Genomic DNA, 19336 nt, shown 5'->3' with positions numbered 1-19336 from the left:
ATGCCTGATGCCGGTTAGCGAACCGGCGGAGCGTACTGAATGCCGCCCTTGTTCCAGAGAGCGTTGAGGCCGCGCGAGATCTTCAGCGGGCTGCCCTGGCCGATGTTCTTTTCGAAGACTTCGCCATAATTGCCGACGGTCTTGACGACGTTGTAGGCCCAGTCGTTGGTCAGGCCGAGATCGGTACCGATCTTCGTGTCGGCTTCAACGCCGAGGAAGCGCTTGATATCCGGGTTCGGCGAATTCTTCATGTCGTCGACATTGGCCTGGGTGATACCGAATTCTTCGGCGTTGATCATCGCGTAGCCGACCCAGCTAACGATATCGAACCACTGGTCGTCACCCTGGCGGACGGCCGGCGCGAGCGGCTCCTTGGAGATGATTTCCGGCAGGATCATGTGTTCGTCGGGGTTCTTCAGCGTCAGACGCAGCGAGTAGAGGCCGGACTGGTCAGTCGTGTAGACGTCGCAACGGCCGGAGTCATAGGCGGCGTTGACTTCGTCGAGCTTCTCGAAGACCACCGGATTGTACTGGAGATTGTTGGCCTTGAAGTAGTCGGCGAGGTTGAGCTCGGTCGTGGTACCCGACTGTACGCAGACGGATGCGCCGGAGAGTTCCAGAGCCGACTTCACGTTCAGGCTCTTGCGAACCATGAAGCCCTGGCCGTCATAATAGTTGATGAAGCGGAAGTTCAGGCCGAGAGCGGTGTCGCGGTTGATCGTCCAGGTCGTATTGCGGGCGAGCACGTCGACTTCACCGGACTGCAGCGCAGGGAAACGGTTGGCGGCGCTGAGGGGGGTGAACTTCACCTTGTTGGGATCGCCGAAGATCGCAGCGGAAACCGCGCGGCAGAAGTCAACGTCGAAGCCCGACCAGTTGCCGGACGCGTCAGGGGCAGCAAAGCCGGCAAGACCGGTGTTGACGCCGCACTGGACAAAACCTTTTGCCTTTACGTCTCCGAGAGTTGTGGCCGAAGCGGCCGAAGCGCCAAGAGCGAAAACTGCTGCGCCGACAGCTGCGGACAGGAGCTTGTACTTCATTTTTCCCAACCTTTTTTCCGTTGTCTTATATTTTATCGTTTTGAGGAGTGGCCGGATTGAAATTGCCCGTGTGCCTCCCCGTTTCCCGCAACCCTCCCGGCGCGAGTAGGTCTATCACAGTCGCAAATGTCACTATGGTCAAGTGTCGCGGCCAATAATTGCGGCAAAATTCAGCATTTTGGTAGATTGCGCTGCGTCTCTAGGCACTTGGCTAGAAATTGGGCTCTAGCTTGAGGAAAAAATAGCGCTGAAATCGCGAAGTAAAGGCCGACGGCTTTGCGGGGCGAGGCTATCACGTCGAGTTGTAGGGGTTGACCCTGATGGCGACGCGGTTCAAGAGTTCGGCCTTTGCATACCCTCGCCAGAAGGCCATTTCCCACATGAAAGATCTAGACAGTCTCCTGCCGGGCGCCGGCATCAACACCCGTCTTTCCCATATCGGCTACGACCCCGCAGATTATCACGGTTTCGTCAATCCGCCGGTGGTGCGCGCTTCGACGGTGCTCTTTCCCGATGCCAAATCCATGGAGACACGCAACAAGAAATACACTTACGGTACCCGCGGCACGCCGACGACCGACGCTCTGGCCGAAGCGATCAATGCGCTCGAAGGCTCGGCCGGCACTGTGCTGGTACCTTCTGGGCTCGCCGCCGTCACGGTCGCGATCCTCGCCTATGTCGCCGCGGGCGATCACGTCCTGATCGTCGATTCCGTCTACGGTCCGACGCGCCATTTCTGTGACACGATCCTGAAACGTATGGGGGTCGGGGTCGATTATTTCGATCCGGCGATCGGCGCGGCCATCGAAACGCTCTTCAAGCCGAACACTACGGTCGTGCTGACCGAGGCTCCTGGCTCCAATACTTTTGAGATGCAGGATATCCCGGCAATCGCGGCGGGGGCACACAAGCACGGTGCCGTCGTGCTGATGGACAACACCTGGGCCACACCTCTTTATTTCCGGCCGTTGGATTTCGGCGTCGACGTGTCCATCCATGCCTCGACCAAATATCCATCGGGACATTCCGACATTCTGATGGGAACCATTTCCGCCAATGCCGAGCACTGGCCGAGGCTGATCGAGACGCATGGAACGCTCGGCCTTTGCGGTGCGCCTGACGATTCCTATCAGATCCTGCGCGGTCTGCGCACCATGGGTATCCGGCTGGAGCGCCACTATGAAAGCGCATTGGCGATCGCCACATGGCTCGAAAGCCGCGAAGAGGTTGCCCGCGTCCTGCATCCAGCCTTGCCGAGCTTCCCGTCGCACCATATCTGGAAACGTGACTTCAAGGGTGCCAGCGGCATCTTTTCCTTCGTGCTCAAGGCCAGCGATCCGCAGAAAGTCAAGCCGAAGGCGCATGCCTTCCTCGATGCTCTCTCTTATTTCGGCCTCGGCTATTCCTGGGGGGGCTACGAAAGCCTTGCCGTGCTGGTCAATCTCTCTGACCGTAAGATCGCCAAGGCGCCGGCTGAAGGTCCGGTCATTCGCCTGCAGATCGGCCTCGAAGATATCGTTGACCTCAAGGCCGATATCGAACGCGGTTTTGCTGCGGCAAACGCCGTCTGATCAGCCGCCATTTGATCAGCCGCCATTTGATCAGCCGATGGGGCGGTAGCCGTAAATCCAGTCAAGATCCGCCGCGAGGCTTTGCGGCGGTTTCAGCGACAGCACGATATCCCGGCCGAGGCGGATCGGTCCGCTTGCATGATAGGCGAAGCGGTTGAAGGCGCCGCGCTGGCGAAGCTTGGCGATGCGCGGCGTGCGATGCCGCTCGAAAAGCGAGATGGCTTCGGAAACCGGACGGGTGGCGAGGAAGGCCGCAAGCTCGAAGGCATCCTCGATCGCCATTGCCGCGCCCTGCGCCGCAAAAGGCATCATCGCATGCGCTGCATCGCCGATCAGCACGGTCTTGTTCCCATCCTGCCACTTGCCCGGCGTCGCTTCGAAGAGCGGCCAGAAGGTGATGTCGCTGCGCCCGCGAAGCAGACCGGCGATAACAGGATGCCAGCGACGGAAGCGCGACTGCAGAAGCTCCTGCTGGGCCTGTGTCGGCGCGCCCTGCCAGGCTTGCGGAGCAATATTGCCGGCGGTGATTGCCACCATGTTGAAGCCGCCTGTTTCCTTCAGCGGATAGCAGACCATATGCGCCGAGGAGCCGAGCAGGGCCGAGACGCTGGTGCGGTCGAGAAAGCCCGGCGCTTCGGCTTCTGCGATGGTGAAACGGAAGGCGATATTTCCGGAGAATTGCGGGACAGGGGCGCCTGGTATTGCCTGCCGCAGTCTGGACCAGACGCCGTCGGCGCCGATGATGACATCGGCCGAACGCCGGCCCTGCGGCAGATCCGATTCGAATCGTGTTCCGAGATGCAGCGTGCAAAGCGGATTGGCGATCACCGCATCCAGAAGAGCCTTTTGAAGCGTCTTGCGATGCAGGACGCCGTAGGGTGCTCCCCAGCGATTCCGGGCGAAACTCCCGGCAGGCACTGCCGCAAGCTCGCGCAGCGAACTGCCTGAGATCAGCCGGATGGATTGCGGCTCGAGCCAGAGGTTGGCCAGCCCGTCGAGCACACCGAGTTCGGCAAGCACGCGCGATGCATTGGGAGAGATCTGCAGGCCGGCACCTACCTCTGCAAGCTCGGACGCCTGTTCGAAAATATCGGAACTGATGCCACGCCTTGCGAGCGCCAGCGCGGCTGTCAGGCCTGCAATTCCGGCGCCGATGATGGCGGCATGTTCGACCGGCATGGGGTGTCCGATCTAAAAGAAGAGGAAAATTACGCTGCCTTGATGTGGAAGACGCAGCCGGGCGGGTTGGTCTGGTTGGCCTTCAGCGACGTATTGTAGCGATAGAGGGTCGAGCAGTAGGAGCAGACCTTCTCGTTGTCATCGCCCATATCGATGAAGATATGCGGATGATCGAAGGGAGCGGAGGCACCGGTGCACATGAATTCCTTGACGCCGACTTCGATAACGCGGTGACCGCCGTCGTTCTGGAAGTGGGGAATGCTGTGGCCGGCCATGTCTGTCTCCGAATGCTTTGATATTCTGCGCGGACCTTATAGGCCTTCGAAGGAAAAGTGTAGTGCCAAAGCAAGGCTCCAATGCGAGTTTTTGGCTTCACGCTCAAAGGTCGCTCGACTATGGTCGCGCCAAACAAGGACGACCCGATGAACCTGAATACGCCTGCATTTTCAAGCTTCACTCATGATGGACTGAAACTCGCTTTCTTCGACGAGGGGGATCCCTCTGGCCCGCCGGTGCTGCTGATTCATGGCTTTGCCTCGTCGGCGAGCGTCAACTGGGTTCATCCGGGCTGGCTGAAGACTTTGGGTGACGCCGGCTACCGTGTCATTGCCGTCGACAACAGGGGGCATGGCGCCAGCGACAAGCCGCGCGATGCCGAAGCTTACAGGCCATGGTTCATGGCTGGTGACGCGATCGCGCTGCTTGATCATCTCGGTATTCCCGAGGCCAATCTGATGGGCTACTCCATGGGTGCCCGCATCTCCGTCTTTGCGGCACTTGCCCATCCACACCGCGTCCGCTCGCTGGTGCTCGGTGGCCTCGGTATCGGCATGACCGATGGGGTGGGCGATTGGGACCCGATCGCCGATGCGCTGCTTGCGCCGTCGCTTGCCTACGTCACCCATCAGCGCGGGCAGATGTTCCGCGCTTTTGCCGAGCAGACGAAGAGTGACCGTGAGGCGCTTGCCGCCTGTATCAAGGGTTCGCGCGATCTGGTTGCCCGCGCCGACATGGGCAAGATCGATGCGCCCACCCTGATCGGGGTTGGAACGAAAGACGACATTGCCGGTTCTCCCCAGGAGCTTGCGGCGCTGATGCCTGACGCCGAAGCGCTGGATATCCCCGGCCGCGACCACATGCTCGCCGTGGGTGACCGGGTGTTCAAGAAGGCTGTCTTGGAATTCTACGCCAAGGTCGCTGCCGGCTGATGTCGCCGGCAGGTGACATAAACGTGATTTCCAGGAAAAACGCACTGCACCGGTGTGCCGCGGGCACCCATTTATGTTATCGGCGTTTTCCTCTATATAATCGCATTCCAACAGGAAATGAGGAGACCGGAAATGGTCGCTAAGACGGATATCCGCACGCTGGATGCAGCCCATCCGCTGAAGGTGATGGACCCTATCTGGGACAGTCTGCGAGAAGAAGCGCGCCTTGCTGCAGAAAGCGATCCGGTGCTGGCAGCCTTCCTCTATTCGACGGTCATCAACCACCGCTCGCTCGAAGAATGCGTCATCCACCGCATCTGCGAGCGCCTCGACCATCCCGACATGCAGGCAAACCTGCTGCGCCAGACCTTTGAGGAAATGCTCGAGGACTGGCCGGAATGGAGCTCGATCCTGCGCGTGGATATCCAGGCAGTCTATGATCGCGACCCCGCTTGCCTGCGCTTCATGGAAGCCGTTCTCTACTTCAAGGGCTTCCACGCGCTGCAGACGCATCGGCTGGCGCACTGGCTGTTGAACCGCGGCCGGCGCGACTTCGCGCTGTACCTGCAGAGCCGCTCCTCCAGCGTCTTCCAGACGGACATCAATCCCGCCGCTCGCATCGGCAAGGGCATCTTCCTCGACCACGCGACCGGCCTCGTCGTTGGCGAAACGGCTGTCATCGGCGACAATGTCTCCATCCTGCATGGTGTGACGCTTGGCGGAACAGGCAAGGAAGGGGCCGATCGTCACCCGAAGATCGGCACGGGCGTAATGATCGGCGCAGGCGCCAAGATCCTCGGCAATATCGAGATCGGCTTCTGCTCGCGCGTTGCCGCCGGCTCCGTCGTCCTGAAAGCGGTGCCGCCAAAGACCACGGTGGCGGGCGTGCCTGCCAAGGTTGTCGGTGAGGCCGGCTGCTCCGAGCCCGCACGTGTGATGGATCAGGTTATCGGCGCCGATATCTGAGCCTTCATTGGAAAAATGCGGAAAAACGCCTAGATCCCGGTGGAGACAGTCGTTGCTAACAGGAGCTTGCGACCTTTACAGCGCCGCTTTACCTGTGCAAGAAGCGGCCAACCGAGGTCGCTTACGGAGATCAAAAGAGTGAAGCCTGAAGAAATCAAGAAGCTCGACGCCTATTTCAAACGCACGCTGAACCCGCAGATCGTGGTGAAGGCGCGCCCGCGCAAGAACGACTCCGCGGAAGTCTACATTGGCGAAGAATTTCTGGGTGTCATCTACATCGATGACGAGGACGGTGACCGTTCCTACAATTTCTCGATGGCAATTCTCGACGTCGATCTCTGATCGGCCGTCACTTCGATCAAAAGCCGTGCATCGCCAGCCGATGCACGGCTTTTTTGTTTGCGCCGATCGCCAAATATGCTGGTTCGCCAAAATTTATGATAACCCTGCGGTTGCAGTCGCCTGATATATATTAGCAAAATCAATGAAAGACGAACGTGCCCAAAAATCCGGTCTTTAATGTCGTTAACGACCACAACCAGTGGATGTTTTGCGATGCACAAGACTACTTGACTCTTTGTGCATTGCAGCTACCTTCTGCCTGCAACAGCCAATTGGAGGATGGTCATGTTCAATTTCGATGATGTAAACCGGAAGAGCAAGGAAACTGTGGATTCGATGCTGAAGAGCTATTCCGATACTGCCAAGGGTTTCCAGGCGATCGCCTCCGAGGCGGCCGAATATTCCAAGAAGTCCTTCCAGGATGCCGTCACCCATTTCGAGACGCTGTCGGGCTTAAAGAGCTTCGAAGCGGCTTTCGAATTGCAGACCAATTATGCGAAGTCTTCCTATGAGGCTTTCGTGACCGAGGCGACCAAACTCGGCGAAATGTATGCCGACCTCGCCAAAAATGCTTACAAGCCTTACGAAGCACCGATGGCCGCCACTGCCGCCAAGGTCTCGAAAGCGACCCCGGTAGCCCCCGCCGCCGCATAAATCTTGTAGCGCATTGCGCGCCGCCTATTGAAAATCAAAGACCGGCACCGCATCTGCGGCCGGTCTTTTTTGTTTCCCGAAGCCTGCCCTGGTTTTTACGCAGACTTTTTTGGCCTTTGCGTCAAGTCCTGCGGAATTGTGATTGCAGTCGGAAACAAGGGGCTTAAAATCGCTCTATTATGAACTACCTTAGGGTTTCAGATATTCGTCGGGAAAGCACCCCTCCCATGCTCCCCTGCCGGATTGATTGAGGAATGAATGACAATGATCGCCAGACCGATCCGGATGCAAAACGACAGCGAAAGGAACGGGGACAACGGAAATCGAACCTCGGTCATCACGCGCACCAAGCCGAAGACCAAGAAGCCTAATCTCTATCGCGTACTGCTTTTGAATGACGACTACACCCCAATGGAATTCGTCATTCACATCTTGGAGCGTTTTTTTCAGAAGGATCGGGAAAGTGCCACCCGCATCATGCTGCATGTCCATAACCACGGCGTCGGCGAATGCGGAATATTCACATACGAGGTAGCGGAGACCAAGGTGAGCCAGGTGATGGACTTTGCCCGGCAGCATCAGCATCCGCTGCAATGCGTCATGGAAAAGAAGTGAGGAACTGAACGTGCCAACATTTTCGCCTAGTCTTGAGAAGGCGCTCCATCAGGCACTGACCTTTGCCAACGAGCGGCACCATGAATATGCGACGCTCGAGCATCTGCTGCTCGCCCTGATCGACGATGCCGATGCGGCTGCGGTCATGGGTGCCTGCAATGTCGACCTCGACGCGCTCCGCAAAACGCTCCTGGAATATGTCGATAACGAACTCTCCAACCTGGTCACCGGTTACGACGAGGACTCCAAGCCGACGTCAGGTTTCCAGCGCGTCATTCAGCGCGCGGTGATCCACGTCCAGTCTTCCGGCCGCGAGGAGGTAACTGGCGCCAACGTGCTCGTCGCGATCTTCGCCGAGCGCGAGAGCCATGCTGCCTATTTCCTGCAGGAGCAGGAAATGACCCGCTACGACGCCGTCAACTACATCTCCCACGGTATCGGCAAGCGCCCCGGCGTATCCGAAAGCCGTCCACCGCGCGGCGCTGAGGACGAGTCCGAGTCCAAGCCGACCGCACGCGGCAATGAGGAGGAAAGCGGGCCGAAGAAGCAGCAGGATGCGCTGAAGGCTTACTGTGTGAACCTGAACGAGAAGGCCAAGGGCGGCAAGATCGACCCGTTGATCGGCCGTAACGCCGAGGTGAACCGGACCATCCAGATCCTGTGCCGCCGCTCCAAGAACAACCCGCTCTATGTCGGTGACCCCGGCGTCGGTAAAACGGCGATTGCCGAAGGCCTTGCCAAGCGGATCGTCGAAGGCAAGGTTCCGGAAGCTCTGGCCGATGCCACGATCTTTTCGCTGGATATGGGCACGCTGCTCGCCGGCACGCGTTATCGCGGTGACTTCGAAGAGCGCCTTAAGCAGGTCGTCAAGGAACTGGAAGAATATCCGGGTGCCGTGCTCTTCATCGACGAAATCCACACCGTCATCGGTGCGGGTGCAACGTCGGGCGGCGCAATGGATGCCTCGAACCTCTTGAAGCCGGCCCTGTCTTCGGGCGCGATCCGCTGCATCGGTTCGACCACCTACAAGGAATACCGCCAGTTCTTCGAAAAGGATCGGGCTCTGGTCCGCCGCTTCCAGAAGATCGATGTCAATGAGCCGTCGATCGACGATGCAATCGAGATCATGAAGGGCCTGAAGCCCTATTTCGAAGAATACCACCACCTGCGCTACTCGAACGAGGCGATCAAGACCGCTGTCGAACTCTCGGCTCGCTATATTTCGGACCGTAAGCTGCCGGACAAGGCGATCGATGTCATCGATGAGACCGGTGCGGCCCAGATGCTGCTGCCGCCGTCCAGGCGCCGCAAGCTGATCACCGAAAAGGAGATCGAAGCGACGATTGCGACGATGGCCCGTATCCCGGCAAAGACCGTCTCGAAGGATGACGAAGCCGTTCTTGCCAATCTCGAGAAGGAGCTGCGCTCGGTCGTCTATGGTCAGGATGTGGCGATCGAAGCCCTGTCCACTTCGATCAAGCTGGCCCGTGCTGGCTTGCGCGAACCGAATAAGCCGATCGGCGCCTATGTCTTCTCCGGCCCCACCGGCGTCGGCAAGACGGAAGTCGCCAAGCAGCTTGCCGCCTCGCTCGGTGTCGAGATACTGCGCTTCGACATGTCGGAATACATGGAGCGGCATACGGTTTCCCGTCTGCTCGGTGCACCTCCCGGCTATGTCGGCTTCGACCAGGGTGGCCTCTTGACCGATGGCGTCGACCAGCATCCGCATTGCGTGGTGCTGCTGGACGAAATCGAGAAGGCGCATCCAGATATCTACAATATCCTGCTGCAGGTCATGGACCACGGCACGCTGACCGACCATAACGGCAAGAAGATCGACTTCCGCAACGTCATCCTCATCATGACGACCAATGCGGGCGCTTCGGAAATGGCCAAGGCCGCCATCGGCTTCGGTTCGTCCAAGCGCACTGGCGAAGACGAAGAGGCGCTGACCCGCCTGTTCACGCCGGAATTCCGCAACCGTCTCGACGCGATCATCCCGTTCGCGGCGCTGCCGACGGCCGTCATCCACAAGGTCGTACAGAAGTTCATCATGCAGCTTGAAGCTCAGCTCTCCGAACGCAACGTCACCTTCGACCTGCACGAGGATGCGATCGCCTGGCTGTCCGAAAAGGGTTACGATGAGAAGATGGGCGCCCGCCCGCTGTCCCGCGTGATCCAGGAAAACATCAAGAAGCCGCTGGCGAACGAAATCCTCTTCGGCAAGCTGAAGAAGGGCGGCGTCGTCAACGTCACCGTCGGTCCCAAGGAAGACGGCAAGCCCGGCCTCATTCTGGAAGCCATTCCGGAAACGGCGCCGATCAAGCCGAAGCCTGAGGCCGAACTGGTTCACCCGGAAGCGGCTCACGAGGATGATGGCGAGCTGAAGACCAAGCCGGTCAAGAAGACAAAGGCCAAGACCGTGCCGCGGCCTGAACCGGAAGTTCGCGACGCCCCCAAGAAGGGTTCGACGGTTCCGAAGGTTCCGCGCAAGAAGTAAGTCTTCAAAGCCAGAGAATGAAAAAGGCCGTTGAAAAGCGGCCTTTTTATTTGCATTAAAGCATGTCGCGCAAATCGGGCGGTGTTTCCGTTACGCGAGTTCCGCCTTGATCTTCTCCGCGTTGGCGGCGAGCACCGCGCCGTCCTCCATCTTGCCGGAATGCGGCTTGAGTGCCACGCCCTCATGCCGAGGGATGACATGGAAATGCAGGTGGAAAACCGTCTGACCTGCTGCCGGCTCGTTGAACTGGGCGATGAAGACGCCGTCGGCGTCGAAGGCTTCTTTCACCGCATTGGCGACCTTCTGGACGACGGTGATAGTGTGAGAGAGCGAAGCCGGATCGGCGTCGAAGATGTTGCGGGAAGGTGCCTTCGGCAGGACCAGAACATGGCCCGGCGCTTGCGGCATCACATCCATGAAGACGACTGTCTTGTCGTCCTCATAGACGCGATGCGACGGGATCTCGCCGCGCAGGATCTTGGCGAAGATGTTGTTGTCGTCATAGGCGGCGCTGGTCATGGCGAAATCTCCTCATGCTTTCCTTGATCGCGTAGCGCGGCGGAGCCAAGCGCGTCAATCCTCCTGCAGCCGTTCGCCCTTGCGGAAGGGAGTGTGTTCGCTCAGCATCTCATTTATGTACTCGACATCCTCCCGTTCCCGCTCGAGGTAGTCGGCAACCGCACGGCGCAATCCCGCATGGGCGATATAGTGGGCCGAATGTGTCGTCACCGGCAGGTAGCCGCGCGCTAGCTTATGTTCGCCCTGCGCGCCGGCCTCCACCTTCTTGAGACCCTTTTCCAGCGCGAAGTCGATTGCCTGATGGTAGCAGACCTCGAAATGCAGGTAGGGATGATCTTCGATGCAGCCCCAGTGCCGCCCGTAGAGCGTATCGCCGCCGACGAAATTGATGGCGCCTGCCACATAGCGGCCGTCGCGCTTCGCCATGACGAGCAGGATGTCGTCGGCCATGCGCTCGCCGATCAGCGAGTAGAATTTGCGCGTCAGATAGGGGCGGCCCCATTTGCGGCTGCCGGTATCCATGTAGAAGGCGAAGAACTGGTCCCAGATTTTTTCGGTCAGGTCTTTTCCGGTCAGCCAGTCGATAGTAATGCCGTTTTCAACCGCCGTCCGACGCTCCTTGCGCAGTGCCTTGCGCTTGCGGGAGGCAAGCGTTTCCAGGAACTCATCGTGGTTGGCATAGCCTTCATTGATGAAATGAAACTGCTTGTCGGTGCGATGGAGATAGCCGTCGGTCTCGAAGACCGGCATCTCGTCCTCTGGCACGAAGGTGATATGGGCCGAGGAAATATCGAGACGGCGTACAACCTCCTTGAGGCTTTCCGCCATGGCATTCTGAACTGGTAGTCTTGCAAATCCTTCGGCCACGAGCAGGCGAGGGCCGGTTGCAGGCGTGAAAGGGATCGAGCATTGCAGCTTCGGGTAATAGCTGCCACCGGCCCGTTCGAAAGCGTCGGCCCAGCCGTGGTCGAAGACATATTCGCCCTGGCTGTGGTTCTTGAGATAGCCGGGCAGGGCACCGACCAGTTCACCCTTGTCTGTTTCCAGAAGCATGTGATGGCCGAGCCAGCCGGTCTGTGCCGTGGCCGAGCCGGATTCTTCCAGCGACGAGAGAAAGGCATGCGAAACGAAGGGGTTATAGGCGATGATATCGCACGCCTTCGATGCTCCCGAAAGCCTGGACCAGCGCTCTGGGGAAATCGCAGTGAATGATCGCTCGATGCGAATGGAAAGTTCGTCTGACGATTCGTCTGTCATGAAGCAAATGCGAAGCCGTTGGGAGGAGGGAGCGGGCTCCCTCCCAGTCTGCGCACGATCTTGTCGAAAAAGCGAGCGTCAAACCGCCGTGCGTGGATCGAAGCCCTCGAAAGTCATCTGGTCGGCGTTCTCGAATGTATGCTTGCGGGCCTCATCGTCGCGCACCGTCCAGGTGATGACCGGAATGCCCTTGTCGCGCTGGCCGGTGATGAACGGGTTCGGCAGGTCGGCATAATAATAGGAGATGAAATCGAGGCCGATCTCCATTGCCTTTTCATGCACGGCATATTCTTCGGCCGTGTTGCCGTTGGCCGTCAGGCCGAGCGGGTAGGGCGAATTCAGGTCCTTGAGGTCCTTCAGCAGCCAATGGTCGAAGCTCATCAGCGCAACCTTGCCCTGGTAGCCCTCTAGCACTTCGAGAACGGCCTCGGCAAAGCCCTCGTCGTCGGCTTCGCGGCCCTTGAGCTCCAGCACCAGTGGTACCTTGCCCTGCACAAGGGTGAGAAGCTGCTTCAGCGTCGGCACTTTGTCCTTCGTGCCGCCGACGGCAATCAGACCGAGCTCCTGGGAGGTCCGTTCACGCACGTCGCCCTTCAGGTTGCAGAGGCGTTCCAGATCTTCATCGTGGAAGACGACCGGCACTGCATCGGAGGCGTAATGCAGGTCGCATTCGATGGCAAAGCCTGCTTCGACGGCACGCGAGAAGGCCGAAAGCGTATTTTCCCAGACGACATTGTTGAGGTCATGATAGCCGCGGTGCGCAACCGGCAGCTCTTTGATCCATGAGGCATTCGTCATTATGCGATTTCCATGATAGCATCGATCTCGACTGCGGCATTGAGCGGCAGAGCAGCCATGCCGACGGCAGCGCGGGCATGTTTGCCGGCTTCGCCGAGCACGCCGGCGATCAGGTTCGATGCGCCGTTGATGACAAGGTGCTGCTCGACGAAATCAGGTGCAGAGGCAACGAAACCGTTGAGCTTGATGACGCGGCGGATGCGACCGAGATCGCCGCCAAGCGCTGCCTTTGCCTGAGCGAGGATGTTGATGGCGCAAAGTTCTGCAGCACGCTGACCGGCGGCGACGTCGACAGTCCTGCCGAGGTGACCGGAAATCGCGACCTTGCCGCCTTCGAGCGGCAGCTGGCCGGAAATAGTGAGAAGATTGCCGCTGATGACATAGGGGACATAATTGGCGGCAGGTGCGGCAGCTTCGGGCAGGGTTATCCCCATTTCCGACAGGCGCGTGGCGATTTGATCGGACATTTTCGTCTCCGCTTTTGTTGTCAATTCTTCAAAAATTATGCATCAAGACTAGAATCTTTAATGTGACAGTTTCGAGCCTCGACTTGGCCGCCTCTATTTGGCCGAAACGGTTCTTATAACATCGCGGACGAGTCCAACAGGAGTTAATGAATGTTCCGATCGTCACTTGCCGCTCTTCTTCTCGCAAGCGTTTCCGCCAATGTTTCGGCGGCCGCGCCGGCGACGAGCGCTGCGATCGCGACCGGGCTCGTCGCTCACCGCGCCGTCTACGACCTGGAACTGAAGGACGCCTCGGAACGCTCCGGCATCTCCTCCATGTACGGCCGCATGGTCTATGAGTTCGACGGCAATTACTGTGAAGGCTTCACCACGAATTTCCGCTTCGTCACCCAGATCGACACCGGCGACAGCGTGCGTGTCAGCGACCAGCAGACCAAGACCTTCGAAAGCCTGAAGGACGGCAAGTTCACCTTCGATACCAAGTCTTTCACCGACGATCAGCTCGACAAGGAAGTCAACGGCGCGGCTCAGGATAAGCCGGAAGGCGTGAAGGTCGACCTGACACAGCCGGCCAGCCGTGAACTGCAGCTCGAGGAAAGCCGTTTTCCGACCGAGCACATGCTCGACGTCATCCAGAACGCCAAGGATGGCAAGCGCTTCTTCGAGGCTCGCGTTTTCGACGGCTCCGACGACGGCGACAAATCCCTTGTCACCACGACCATTGTCGGCAAGCAGGAGACCCCGGTCACGGATGAGGCCGATGCCGGCAATGCCGGCCAGTTCGCCAAGTCGTCCTTCTGGCCGGTGACGATCTCTTATTTCAACGAGAATGCCAAATCGGACACGCTGCCGGTCTACCGCATGTCGTTCAAGCTCTATGAGAACGGCATCACGCGCGACTTGACGATGGACTACGGTGATTTCGTCCTGACCGGCAAGCTCGCCAAGCTTGAGCTTCTCGACAAGAAGGCTGCGCCGGTCTGCCACTGAGGCAGCCCTCGCCGCAGGCCTGACCGGAACTGGCAAGCTGAGCCGATCGTCTCGACAATTCGCATGCGGGTCCAAGCAGATTTTTTGGCATAAGCCTTGCTTTTACGGCAAATCGAATGTAAGGCCACGCGCATTCCACACGTAAGGCATGGGATCGTCCGGGAGAAATCCGGCTTTTCCGCCCGGTGGCATCTTCAAAGAGGATGCTGTTCGCCTTGCGGAGGTTCAACCGGAAAAGGAGTAACAAGGCATGGCATTGCCTGATTTTTCTATGCGCCAGCTGCTCGAAGCAGGCGTCCACTTCGGTCACCAGACGCACCGCTGGAACCCGAAGATGAAGCCGTACATTTTCGGCGATCGTAACAACATCCACATCATCGACCTGGCCCAGACCGTGCCGATGCTGTCGCGCGCCCTGCAGGTCGTGTCCGACACCGTTGCTCGTGGCGGCCGCGTTCTCTTCGTCGGCACCAAGCGCCAGGCTTCCGAACTGATCGCTGACTCGGCTAAGCGTTCTGCCCAGTACTACGTCAACTCGCGTTGGCTCGGCGGCATGATGACGAACTGGAAGACGATCTCCAATTCGATCCAGCGCCTGCGCAAGCTCGACGAAATCCTCAGCGCCGAGCAGTCCGGCTACTCCAAGAAGGAGCGCCTGAACCTCGAGCGCGAACGCGAAAAGCTCGACAAGGCCCTCGGCGGTATCAAGGACATGGGCGGCACGCCGGACCTGATGTTCATTATCGACACCAACAAGGAAAAGATCGCGATCGACGAAGCCAAGCGCCTCGGCATCCCGGTCGTTGCCATCATCGACTCGAACTGCGATCCGGACCTGATCGACTATCCGATCCCGGGCAACGACGACGCTTCGCGCGCCATCGCTCTCTACTGCGACCTGATCGCCCGCGCTGCCATCGACGGTATCGCCCGTCAGCAGAGCGCATCGGGCCGCGACCTCGGCGCCTCGACCGAAGTTCCGGTCGAGCCGGCGCTCGATGAGGCAGCCGACGCCTGATAAAGCGGGCGGAGCAAATCTCCGCTGAAGCTTGTGAAGATTGGGAAAGGCCGCTCGCGACTCTCTGAAGTTCGGCGGCCTTGCTCGTTTCCGGTGGAAGCGCACGCTGCTTTCGCCCCAAGAGTTTTGTTATGATGCGTCTTCATAACGCTGTCATACATACAGGTACATTTCGTGCCTCAATCCGGTGCCGCACCGCGTTCCGCGGGCCACCGTATAAACCGACAAGAGGAAGCTTATGACCGAGATTACGGCTGCACTGGTGAAAGAACTGCGCGAAAAGTCTGGCGCAGGCATGATGGACTGCAAGAAGGCGCTGACCGAGACCAACGGCGATATCGAAGCCGCGATCGACTGGCTGCGCGCCAAGGGCATCTCCAAGGCCGACAAGAAGTCCGGCCGCGCCGCCGCTGAAGGCCTGGTCGCCATTGCCGGCGCCGGTCACAAGGCTGTCGTCATCGAGCTCAATTCCGAAACCGACTTCGTTGCCCGTAACGATGCCTTCCAAGATCTAGCACGCGGGGTCGCCGAAGTTGCGCTGTCCACCGACGGCACGGTCGAAGCCATTTCGGCTGCGACCTATCCCGCATCCGGCAAGCCGGTCGCCGACACCATCAAGGAAGCGATCGCAACCATTGGCGAAAACATGACGCTCCGTCGTGCCGCCAAGCTGGAAGTCGAGCACGGTGTCGTGGCAACCTACATCCACAACGCTGCCGGCGACGGCATTGGCAAGCTCGGCGTTCTCGTCGCGCTGAAGTCCGTCGGCGACAAGGCCGTTCTGACCTCGATCGGCCGCCAGGTTGCCATGCATATCGCGGCTACCAACCCGCTGGCGATCCGCGCCGAAGAAGTCGATGCTGCAGTCGCCGAGCGCGAACGCAACGTCTTCATCGAGCAGTCCCGCGAATCCGGCAAGCCGGAAGCCATCATCGAAAAGATGGTGGAAGGCCGCATGCGCAAGTTCTTCGAGGAAGTCGCTCTTCTCTCGCAGTCTTTCGTCATCAACCCGGACCTGACGGTTGGCGCTGCGATCAAGGCAGCCGAGAAGGAAGCCGGCGCGCCGATCGAAATCACCGGCATGGCTCGCCTGCTCCTCGGCGAAGGCGTCGAGAAGGAAGAAACCGACTTTGCGGCCGAAGTCGCCGCTGTCGCCAAGGGCTGATCTTTTCAGCCATATTTGGGAAAACCGAAGGGCATCGCGTGACAACGCGGTGCCCTTCGTGTATCGGGCAATTGCGGCAATATACGAGGAGCCAACATGACGTCGGAGCCAATCTATAAACGTGTTCTACTCAAGGCTTCCGGAGAAGCCATGATGGGTGCCCAGGGGTTCGGCATCGACGTTGCGGTAGCAGATCGCATCGCTTCCGACATTGCCGAGGCAAGGCACATGGGTGTCGAAGTTGGCGTCGTTATCGGCGGCGGTAACATCTTTCGCGGCGTGGCAGTTGCATCCAAGGGTGGTGACCGCGTCACCGGCGATCACATGGGCATGCTCGGCACCGTCATCAACGCGCTGGCGCTGGCAACGTCCCTGCGCAAGCTGAACATTGACACGGTGGTTCTTTCGGCAATCTCCATGCCGGAAATCTGCGAAAGCTTCTCGCAGCGCGCGACCCTCTATCATCTGTCGCTTGGCAGGGTAGTGATTTTCGCCGGTGGCACAGGAAATCCCTTCTTCACGACCGATTCCGCTGCAGCGCTTCGCGCCGCCGAAATGGGCGCTGAGGCAATCTTTAAGGGCACGCAGGTGGACGGCATCTATACCGCCGATCCGAAGAAGGATCCGGACGCGACCCGTTTCGACCATCTGAGCCATAAGGAAGTTCTGGACAGGGGCCTTGCCGTGATGGATGTCGCAGCCGTTGCGCTGGCGCGAGAAAATTCCATTCCGATCATCGTTTTCTCGATCCACGAGAAGGGGCGTTTCGGTGAAATCTTGACGGGGGGTGGTCTCAAGACCATCGTATCCGACAACTGATAGGGAGCTGCGCTGCTGACGGCGCAAAACTTCTGAGACGGGAGCATAGACATGAGTGAAGGTATCGACATCAAGGAATTGAAGCGCCGCATGGACGGTGCCATTTCCTCGTTCAAGAGCGACATTGCATCGCTGCGCACCGGCCGTGCTTCGGCCAACATTCTCGATCCGGTGACGATTGAAGCCTATGGTTCGCGCATGCCGCTGAACCAGGTTGCCAATATCACGGTGCCCGAGCCGCGCATGCTGACGGTATCCGTCTGGGACAAAAGCATGGTCGGCGCCGTAGACCGTTCGATTCGCGAATCGAACCTCGGCCTGAACCCCATCGTCGATGGTCAGAACCTTCGTATCCCGCTGCCGGAGCTCAACGAAGAGCGCCGCAAGTCGCTCGTCAAGGTGGCGCACGACTATGCCGAAAAGAGCAAAGTTGCGATTCGCCATGTTCGTCGCGATGGCATGGACGGCCTTAAGAAAGCCGAAAAGGATGGCGTAATCGGCCAGGACGAAAGCCGGGCACAGTCGGAACGCGTTCAGAAAATGACGGACGAGACGATTTTGGAAATCGACCGCTTGCTTGGCGAGAAAGAAAAGGAAATCATGCAAGTCTAGTATACTTGCGTCCTCGCCAAGAAAGACCGGACGGAAAATGTCGGAAACCTCATTTTTGACTGCGCCAGAGCACGTTGCGATCATCATGGATGGCAACGGCCGTTGGGCAAAGCAGCGCGGCCTGCCGCGGACGATGGGACACCGCAGGGCGGTCGAGACCGTTCGCCAGACCGTGCGCACGGCAGGCGATCTGGGCATCAAGTACCTGACGCTCTTTGCCTTCTCCTCGGAGAATTGGCGCCGCCCGGAGGCCGAGGTCACCGATCTCCTCGGCCTGCTGAAGGCTTTCATTCGCAGCGATCTCGCGGAGCTCCATCGGCAGAATGTACGCATCAGGGTGATTGGCGACCGTGTCAATCTGCGCAGCGACATCCTCAAGCTGCTGCTGGAAGCCGAGGAGACGACCAAGGCCAATACGGCACTCACGCTCGTCATCGCCTTCAACTATGGCTCTCGCGATGAGATCGCCCGCGCCATGATGAGCCTTGCCAAGGATGTGGAGGAGGGGCATCTCCGGTCGCAGGATATCACGCCCGCGTTGATCAACGCCCGGCTCGATACGGCCGGTATCCCCGACCCTGATCTCATCATCCGCACCAGCGGCGAGGAGCGGCTCTCCAACTTCCTTTTGTGGCAGGCTGCCTATTCGGAATTCGTTTTCCTGCCGGAATACTGGCCGGATTTCAGCCGTGAGCTCTTTCTTTCAGCGCTCGAGAAATTCGCCTCGCGTGATCGCCGCTTCGGCGGACTGTCTGCGCAGGCTGCGGCAGTGAACACCTGATGAAGCAGGAACTGAAGCTCCGCATCGTTTCAGGCCTGATTCTCGCAATCGTCGTTCTTGCCGCAACCTGGTATGGCGGCCTTATCTTCCGCGTCGTGGCGGCAGCGATCGCTCTTCTGATCTATTACGAATGGTCGACGATAACAGGCATTGCCCGCGACCCGGTCACCAACGTGCTCGGCTGGGTGGGTGAGGGGCTGGTTTCCCTTCTCGTTCTGGCCGGCGCGTTCGAATATGCCCTGGGAATGCTGATTGCCCTGACTGCGGTTGGCATTGCCATGATCTTTCTGCATCGTGCCAGCCGCTGGTTCGCGCCGGGGCTTTTATACGCCGGCGGCACCGGACTGGCGCTCGCTGCGATCCGCGGTGATGAGACACTAGGTCTCTATGCAATGCTCTTCATCTTCGCCGTTGTCTGGGCGACCGATATTCTCGCCTATTTCGTCGGCCGCGCGCTCGGCGGCCCAAAGCTTGCGCCGCGCATATCGCCCGGCAAGACCTGGTCGGGGGCGGTCGGCGGCGCCATTTCGGCCGTCATTGCCGGAGCCGTCATTGTCCATTTCCTGATTCCGGAAGCCCAGGATCAAGCCGCAGTGATTGCGCTTGTCCTGTCCGTTTTCAGCCAATCAGGCGATCTTTTCGAGAGCTTCATCAAGCGAAAATTCGGCGTGAAGGACTCAAGTCGTCTCATTCCGGGGCATGGCGGTGTCATGGACCGTGTCGATGGACTGATTTTCGCCTGTTTTTCAGCGTTCTTGCTTGCTGGTCTTTTTTCGCTGATAAAGGGCGGCGGAACGACGTCGCTCGGTGCGGCGTTGTTCGGCCTTTGATCATT

Annotated in this window: 21 protein-coding genes; 14 read left to right on the top strand and 7 right to left on the bottom strand. The window is 59.1% G+C overall.

Annotation, left to right across the window (positions count from 1 at the left end):
* Positions 1-14: 14 nt before the first annotated feature.
* Positions 15-1040: an amino acid ABC transporter substrate-binding protein gene (locus FHT87_RS22015; RefSeq protein WP_183729571.1), complete on the bottom strand. Its 1026-nt coding sequence runs from the start codon at positions 1038-1040 to the stop codon at positions 15-17.
* A gap of 380 nt (positions 1041-1420) precedes the next feature.
* On the opposite strand from FHT87_RS22015, the gene FHT87_RS22010 reads away from it, so the two are divergent.
* Entirely contained in the window at positions 1421-2611 is a 1191-nt protein-coding gene (locus FHT87_RS22010; RefSeq protein ID WP_183729568.1) for a cystathionine beta-lyase, read from the top strand.
* Positions 2612-2641: 30 nt separating this feature from the next.
* On the opposite strand, the gene FHT87_RS22005 is transcribed toward FHT87_RS22010, so the two are convergent.
* Both FHT87_RS22005 and FHT87_RS22000 read right to left on the bottom strand, forming a co-directional pair.
* Complete coding sequence (locus FHT87_RS22005) at positions 2642-3790, bottom strand: FAD-dependent monooxygenase (protein ID WP_183729565.1); 1149 nt, start codon at positions 3788-3790, stop codon at positions 2642-2644.
* A gap of 29 nt (positions 3791-3819) precedes the next feature.
* Positions 3820-4065 (bottom strand): zinc-finger domain-containing protein, encoded by a 246-nt coding sequence (locus tag FHT87_RS22000; RefSeq protein WP_183729563.1) that lies wholly within the window; start codon positions 4063-4065, stop codon positions 3820-3822.
* 147 nt (positions 4066-4212) lie between these two features.
* Between FHT87_RS22000 and FHT87_RS21995 the strand changes: the two genes are divergently transcribed.
* From FHT87_RS21995 to clpA, 6 genes are all read left to right on the top strand, one after another.
* Complete coding sequence (locus FHT87_RS21995) at positions 4213-4998, top strand: alpha/beta hydrolase (RefSeq protein ID WP_183729560.1); 786 nt, start codon at positions 4213-4215, stop codon at positions 4996-4998.
* A gap of 132 nt (positions 4999-5130) precedes the next feature.
* Positions 5131-5964, top strand: coding sequence for a serine O-acetyltransferase (cysE, locus tag FHT87_RS21990; protein ID WP_183729557.1), 834 nt, complete (start codon positions 5131-5133; stop codon positions 5962-5964).
* Positions 5965-6102: 138 nt separating this feature from the next.
* The gene (locus tag FHT87_RS21985) at positions 6103-6306 is read left to right on the top strand and encodes a DUF3126 family protein (RefSeq protein ID WP_007827403.1); all 204 of its coding nucleotides are present in this window, start codon (positions 6103-6105) and stop codon (positions 6304-6306) included.
* 285 nt (positions 6307-6591) lie between these two features.
* A complete protein-coding gene (locus FHT87_RS21980; protein ID WP_183729554.1) occupies positions 6592-6960 on the top strand; it encodes a phasin family protein in 369 nt (122 codons plus the stop codon).
* Between the two features lie 264 nt (positions 6961-7224).
* Positions 7225-7575 carry an ATP-dependent Clp protease adapter ClpS gene (gene clpS, locus FHT87_RS21975; RefSeq protein WP_037072724.1) on the top strand — a complete coding sequence of 117 codons (351 nt, stop codon included), beginning with the start codon at positions 7225-7227 and terminating at the stop codon, positions 7573-7575.
* Positions 7576-7585: 10 nt separating this feature from the next.
* Positions 7586-10075 carry an ATP-dependent Clp protease ATP-binding subunit ClpA gene (clpA, locus tag FHT87_RS21970; protein ID WP_183729551.1) on the top strand — a complete coding sequence of 830 codons (2490 nt, stop codon included), beginning with the start codon at positions 7586-7588 and terminating at the stop codon, positions 10073-10075.
* A 90-nt stretch (positions 10076-10165) separates the two neighbouring features.
* Here the strand turns inward: clpA and FHT87_RS21965 are convergent, their stop codons facing one another.
* The 4 genes from FHT87_RS21965 to FHT87_RS21950 form a co-directional block, all read right to left on the bottom strand.
* The gene (locus FHT87_RS21965) at positions 10166-10594 is read right to left on the bottom strand and encodes an HIT family protein (protein WP_037106265.1); all 429 of its coding nucleotides are present in this window, start codon (positions 10592-10594) and stop codon (positions 10166-10168) included.
* Between the two features lie 54 nt (positions 10595-10648).
* A complete protein-coding gene (locus FHT87_RS21960) occupies positions 10649-11851 on the bottom strand; it encodes a GNAT family N-acetyltransferase (protein ID WP_183729549.1) in 1203 nt (400 codons plus the stop codon).
* Between the two features lie 78 nt (positions 11852-11929).
* A complete protein-coding gene (locus tag FHT87_RS21955) occupies positions 11930-12649 on the bottom strand; it encodes a glycerophosphodiester phosphodiesterase (RefSeq protein WP_183729547.1) in 720 nt (239 codons plus the stop codon).
* On the bottom strand, positions 12649-13116 hold the full coding sequence (locus tag FHT87_RS21950) for a RidA family protein (RefSeq protein WP_183729544.1): 468 nt from the start codon (positions 13114-13116) through the stop codon (positions 12649-12651). Before FHT87_RS21950 ends, FHT87_RS21955 begins: the two co-directional genes overlap by 1 nt.
* 150 nt (positions 13117-13266) lie before the next feature.
* Between FHT87_RS21950 and FHT87_RS21945 the strand changes: the two genes are divergently transcribed.
* The 7 genes from FHT87_RS21945 to FHT87_RS21915 all read left to right on the top strand — a co-directional run bounded on the left by FHT87_RS21945 (position 13267) and on the right by FHT87_RS21915 (position 19331).
* Positions 13267-14106, top strand: coding sequence for a cell envelope integrity EipB family protein (locus FHT87_RS21945; protein ID WP_183729541.1), 840 nt, complete (start codon positions 13267-13269; stop codon positions 14104-14106).
* A 250-nt stretch (positions 14107-14356) separates the two neighbouring features.
* The gene (gene rpsB, locus FHT87_RS21940; RefSeq protein ID WP_183729538.1) at positions 14357-15124 is read left to right on the top strand and encodes a 30S ribosomal protein S2; all 768 of its coding nucleotides are present in this window, start codon (positions 14357-14359) and stop codon (positions 15122-15124) included.
* Positions 15125-15362: 238 nt separating this feature from the next.
* Positions 15363-16289, top strand: coding sequence for a translation elongation factor Ts (gene tsf, locus FHT87_RS21935; protein ID WP_183729535.1), 927 nt, complete (start codon positions 15363-15365; stop codon positions 16287-16289).
* A gap of 96 nt (positions 16290-16385) precedes the next feature.
* Positions 16386-17108: a UMP kinase gene (gene pyrH, locus FHT87_RS21930; protein WP_183729532.1), complete on the top strand. Its 723-nt coding sequence runs from the start codon at positions 16386-16388 to the stop codon at positions 17106-17108.
* 51 nt (positions 17109-17159) lie between these two features.
* Positions 17160-17720 carry a ribosome recycling factor gene (frr, locus tag FHT87_RS21925; RefSeq protein WP_183729529.1) on the top strand — a complete coding sequence of 187 codons (561 nt, stop codon included), beginning with the start codon at positions 17160-17162 and terminating at the stop codon, positions 17718-17720.
* A gap of 37 nt (positions 17721-17757) precedes the next feature.
* Complete coding sequence (locus tag FHT87_RS21920; protein WP_183729527.1) at positions 17758-18501, top strand: isoprenyl transferase; 744 nt, start codon at positions 17758-17760, stop codon at positions 18499-18501.
* Positions 18501-19331 (top strand): phosphatidate cytidylyltransferase, encoded by an 831-nt coding sequence (locus FHT87_RS21915; protein ID WP_183729524.1) that lies wholly within the window; start codon positions 18501-18503, stop codon positions 19329-19331. Before FHT87_RS21920 ends, FHT87_RS21915 begins: the two co-directional genes overlap by 1 nt.
* The last annotated feature ends 5 nt before the right edge of the window (positions 19332-19336 follow it).

Source organism: Rhizobium sp. BK316 (genome assembly GCF_014193695.1).
GTDB lineage: Bacteria > Pseudomonadota > Alphaproteobacteria > Rhizobiales > Rhizobiaceae > Rhizobium.
The sequence above is the reverse complement of the archived record's forward strand: the minus strand, read 5'-3'. Positions and strand labels throughout refer to the sequence as shown.

Bases quoted from the DNA above. Each gene is read 5' to 3' on its own strand.
- FHT87_RS22015 (WP_183729571.1), bottom strand. From the start codon at position 1,040: ATGAAGTACAAGCTCCTGTCCGCAGCTGTCGGCGCAGCAGTTTTCGCT.
- FHT87_RS22010 (WP_183729568.1), top strand. From the start codon at position 1,421: ATGAAAGATCTAGACAGTCTCCTGCCGGGCGCCGGCATCAACACCCGT.
- FHT87_RS22005 (WP_183729565.1), bottom strand. From the start codon at position 3,790: ATGCCGGTCGAACATGCCGCCATCATCGGCGCCGGAATTGCAGGCCTG.
- FHT87_RS22000 (WP_183729563.1), bottom strand. From the start codon at position 4,065: ATGGCCGGCCACAGCATTCCCCACTTCCAGAACGACGGCGGTCACCGC.
- FHT87_RS21995 (WP_183729560.1), top strand. From the start codon at position 4,213: ATGAACCTGAATACGCCTGCATTTTCAAGCTTCACTCATGATGGACTG.
- cysE (WP_183729557.1), top strand. From the start codon at position 5,131: ATGGTCGCTAAGACGGATATCCGCACGCTGGATGCAGCCCATCCGCTG.
- FHT87_RS21980 (WP_183729554.1), top strand. From the start codon at position 6,592: ATGTTCAATTTCGATGATGTAAACCGGAAGAGCAAGGAAACTGTGGAT.
- clpS (WP_037072724.1), top strand. From the start codon at position 7,225: ATGATCGCCAGACCGATCCGGATGCAAAACGACAGCGAAAGGAACGGG.
- FHT87_RS21965 (WP_037106265.1), bottom strand. From the start codon at position 10,594: ATGACCAGCGCCGCCTATGACGACAACAACATCTTCGCCAAGATCCTG.
- FHT87_RS21960 (WP_183729549.1), bottom strand. From the start codon at position 11,851: ATGACAGACGAATCGTCAGACGAACTTTCCATTCGCATCGAGCGATCA.
- FHT87_RS21955 (WP_183729547.1), bottom strand. From the start codon at position 12,649: ATGACGAATGCCTCATGGATCAAAGAGCTGCCGGTTGCGCACCGCGGC.
- FHT87_RS21950 (WP_183729544.1), bottom strand. From the start codon at position 13,116: ATGTCCGATCAAATCGCCACGCGCCTGTCGGAAATGGGGATAACCCTG.
- FHT87_RS21945 (WP_183729541.1), top strand. From the start codon at position 13,267: ATGTTCCGATCGTCACTTGCCGCTCTTCTTCTCGCAAGCGTTTCCGCC.
- rpsB (WP_183729538.1), top strand. From the start codon at position 14,357: ATGGCATTGCCTGATTTTTCTATGCGCCAGCTGCTCGAAGCAGGCGTC.
- tsf (WP_183729535.1), top strand. From the start codon at position 15,363: ATGACCGAGATTACGGCTGCACTGGTGAAAGAACTGCGCGAAAAGTCT.
- pyrH (WP_183729532.1), top strand. From the start codon at position 16,386: ATGACGTCGGAGCCAATCTATAAACGTGTTCTACTCAAGGCTTCCGGA.
- frr (WP_183729529.1), top strand. From the start codon at position 17,160: ATGAGTGAAGGTATCGACATCAAGGAATTGAAGCGCCGCATGGACGGT.
- FHT87_RS21920 (WP_183729527.1), top strand. From the start codon at position 17,758: ATGTCGGAAACCTCATTTTTGACTGCGCCAGAGCACGTTGCGATCATC.
- FHT87_RS21915 (WP_183729524.1), top strand. From the start codon at position 18,501: ATGAAGCAGGAACTGAAGCTCCGCATCGTTTCAGGCCTGATTCTCGCA.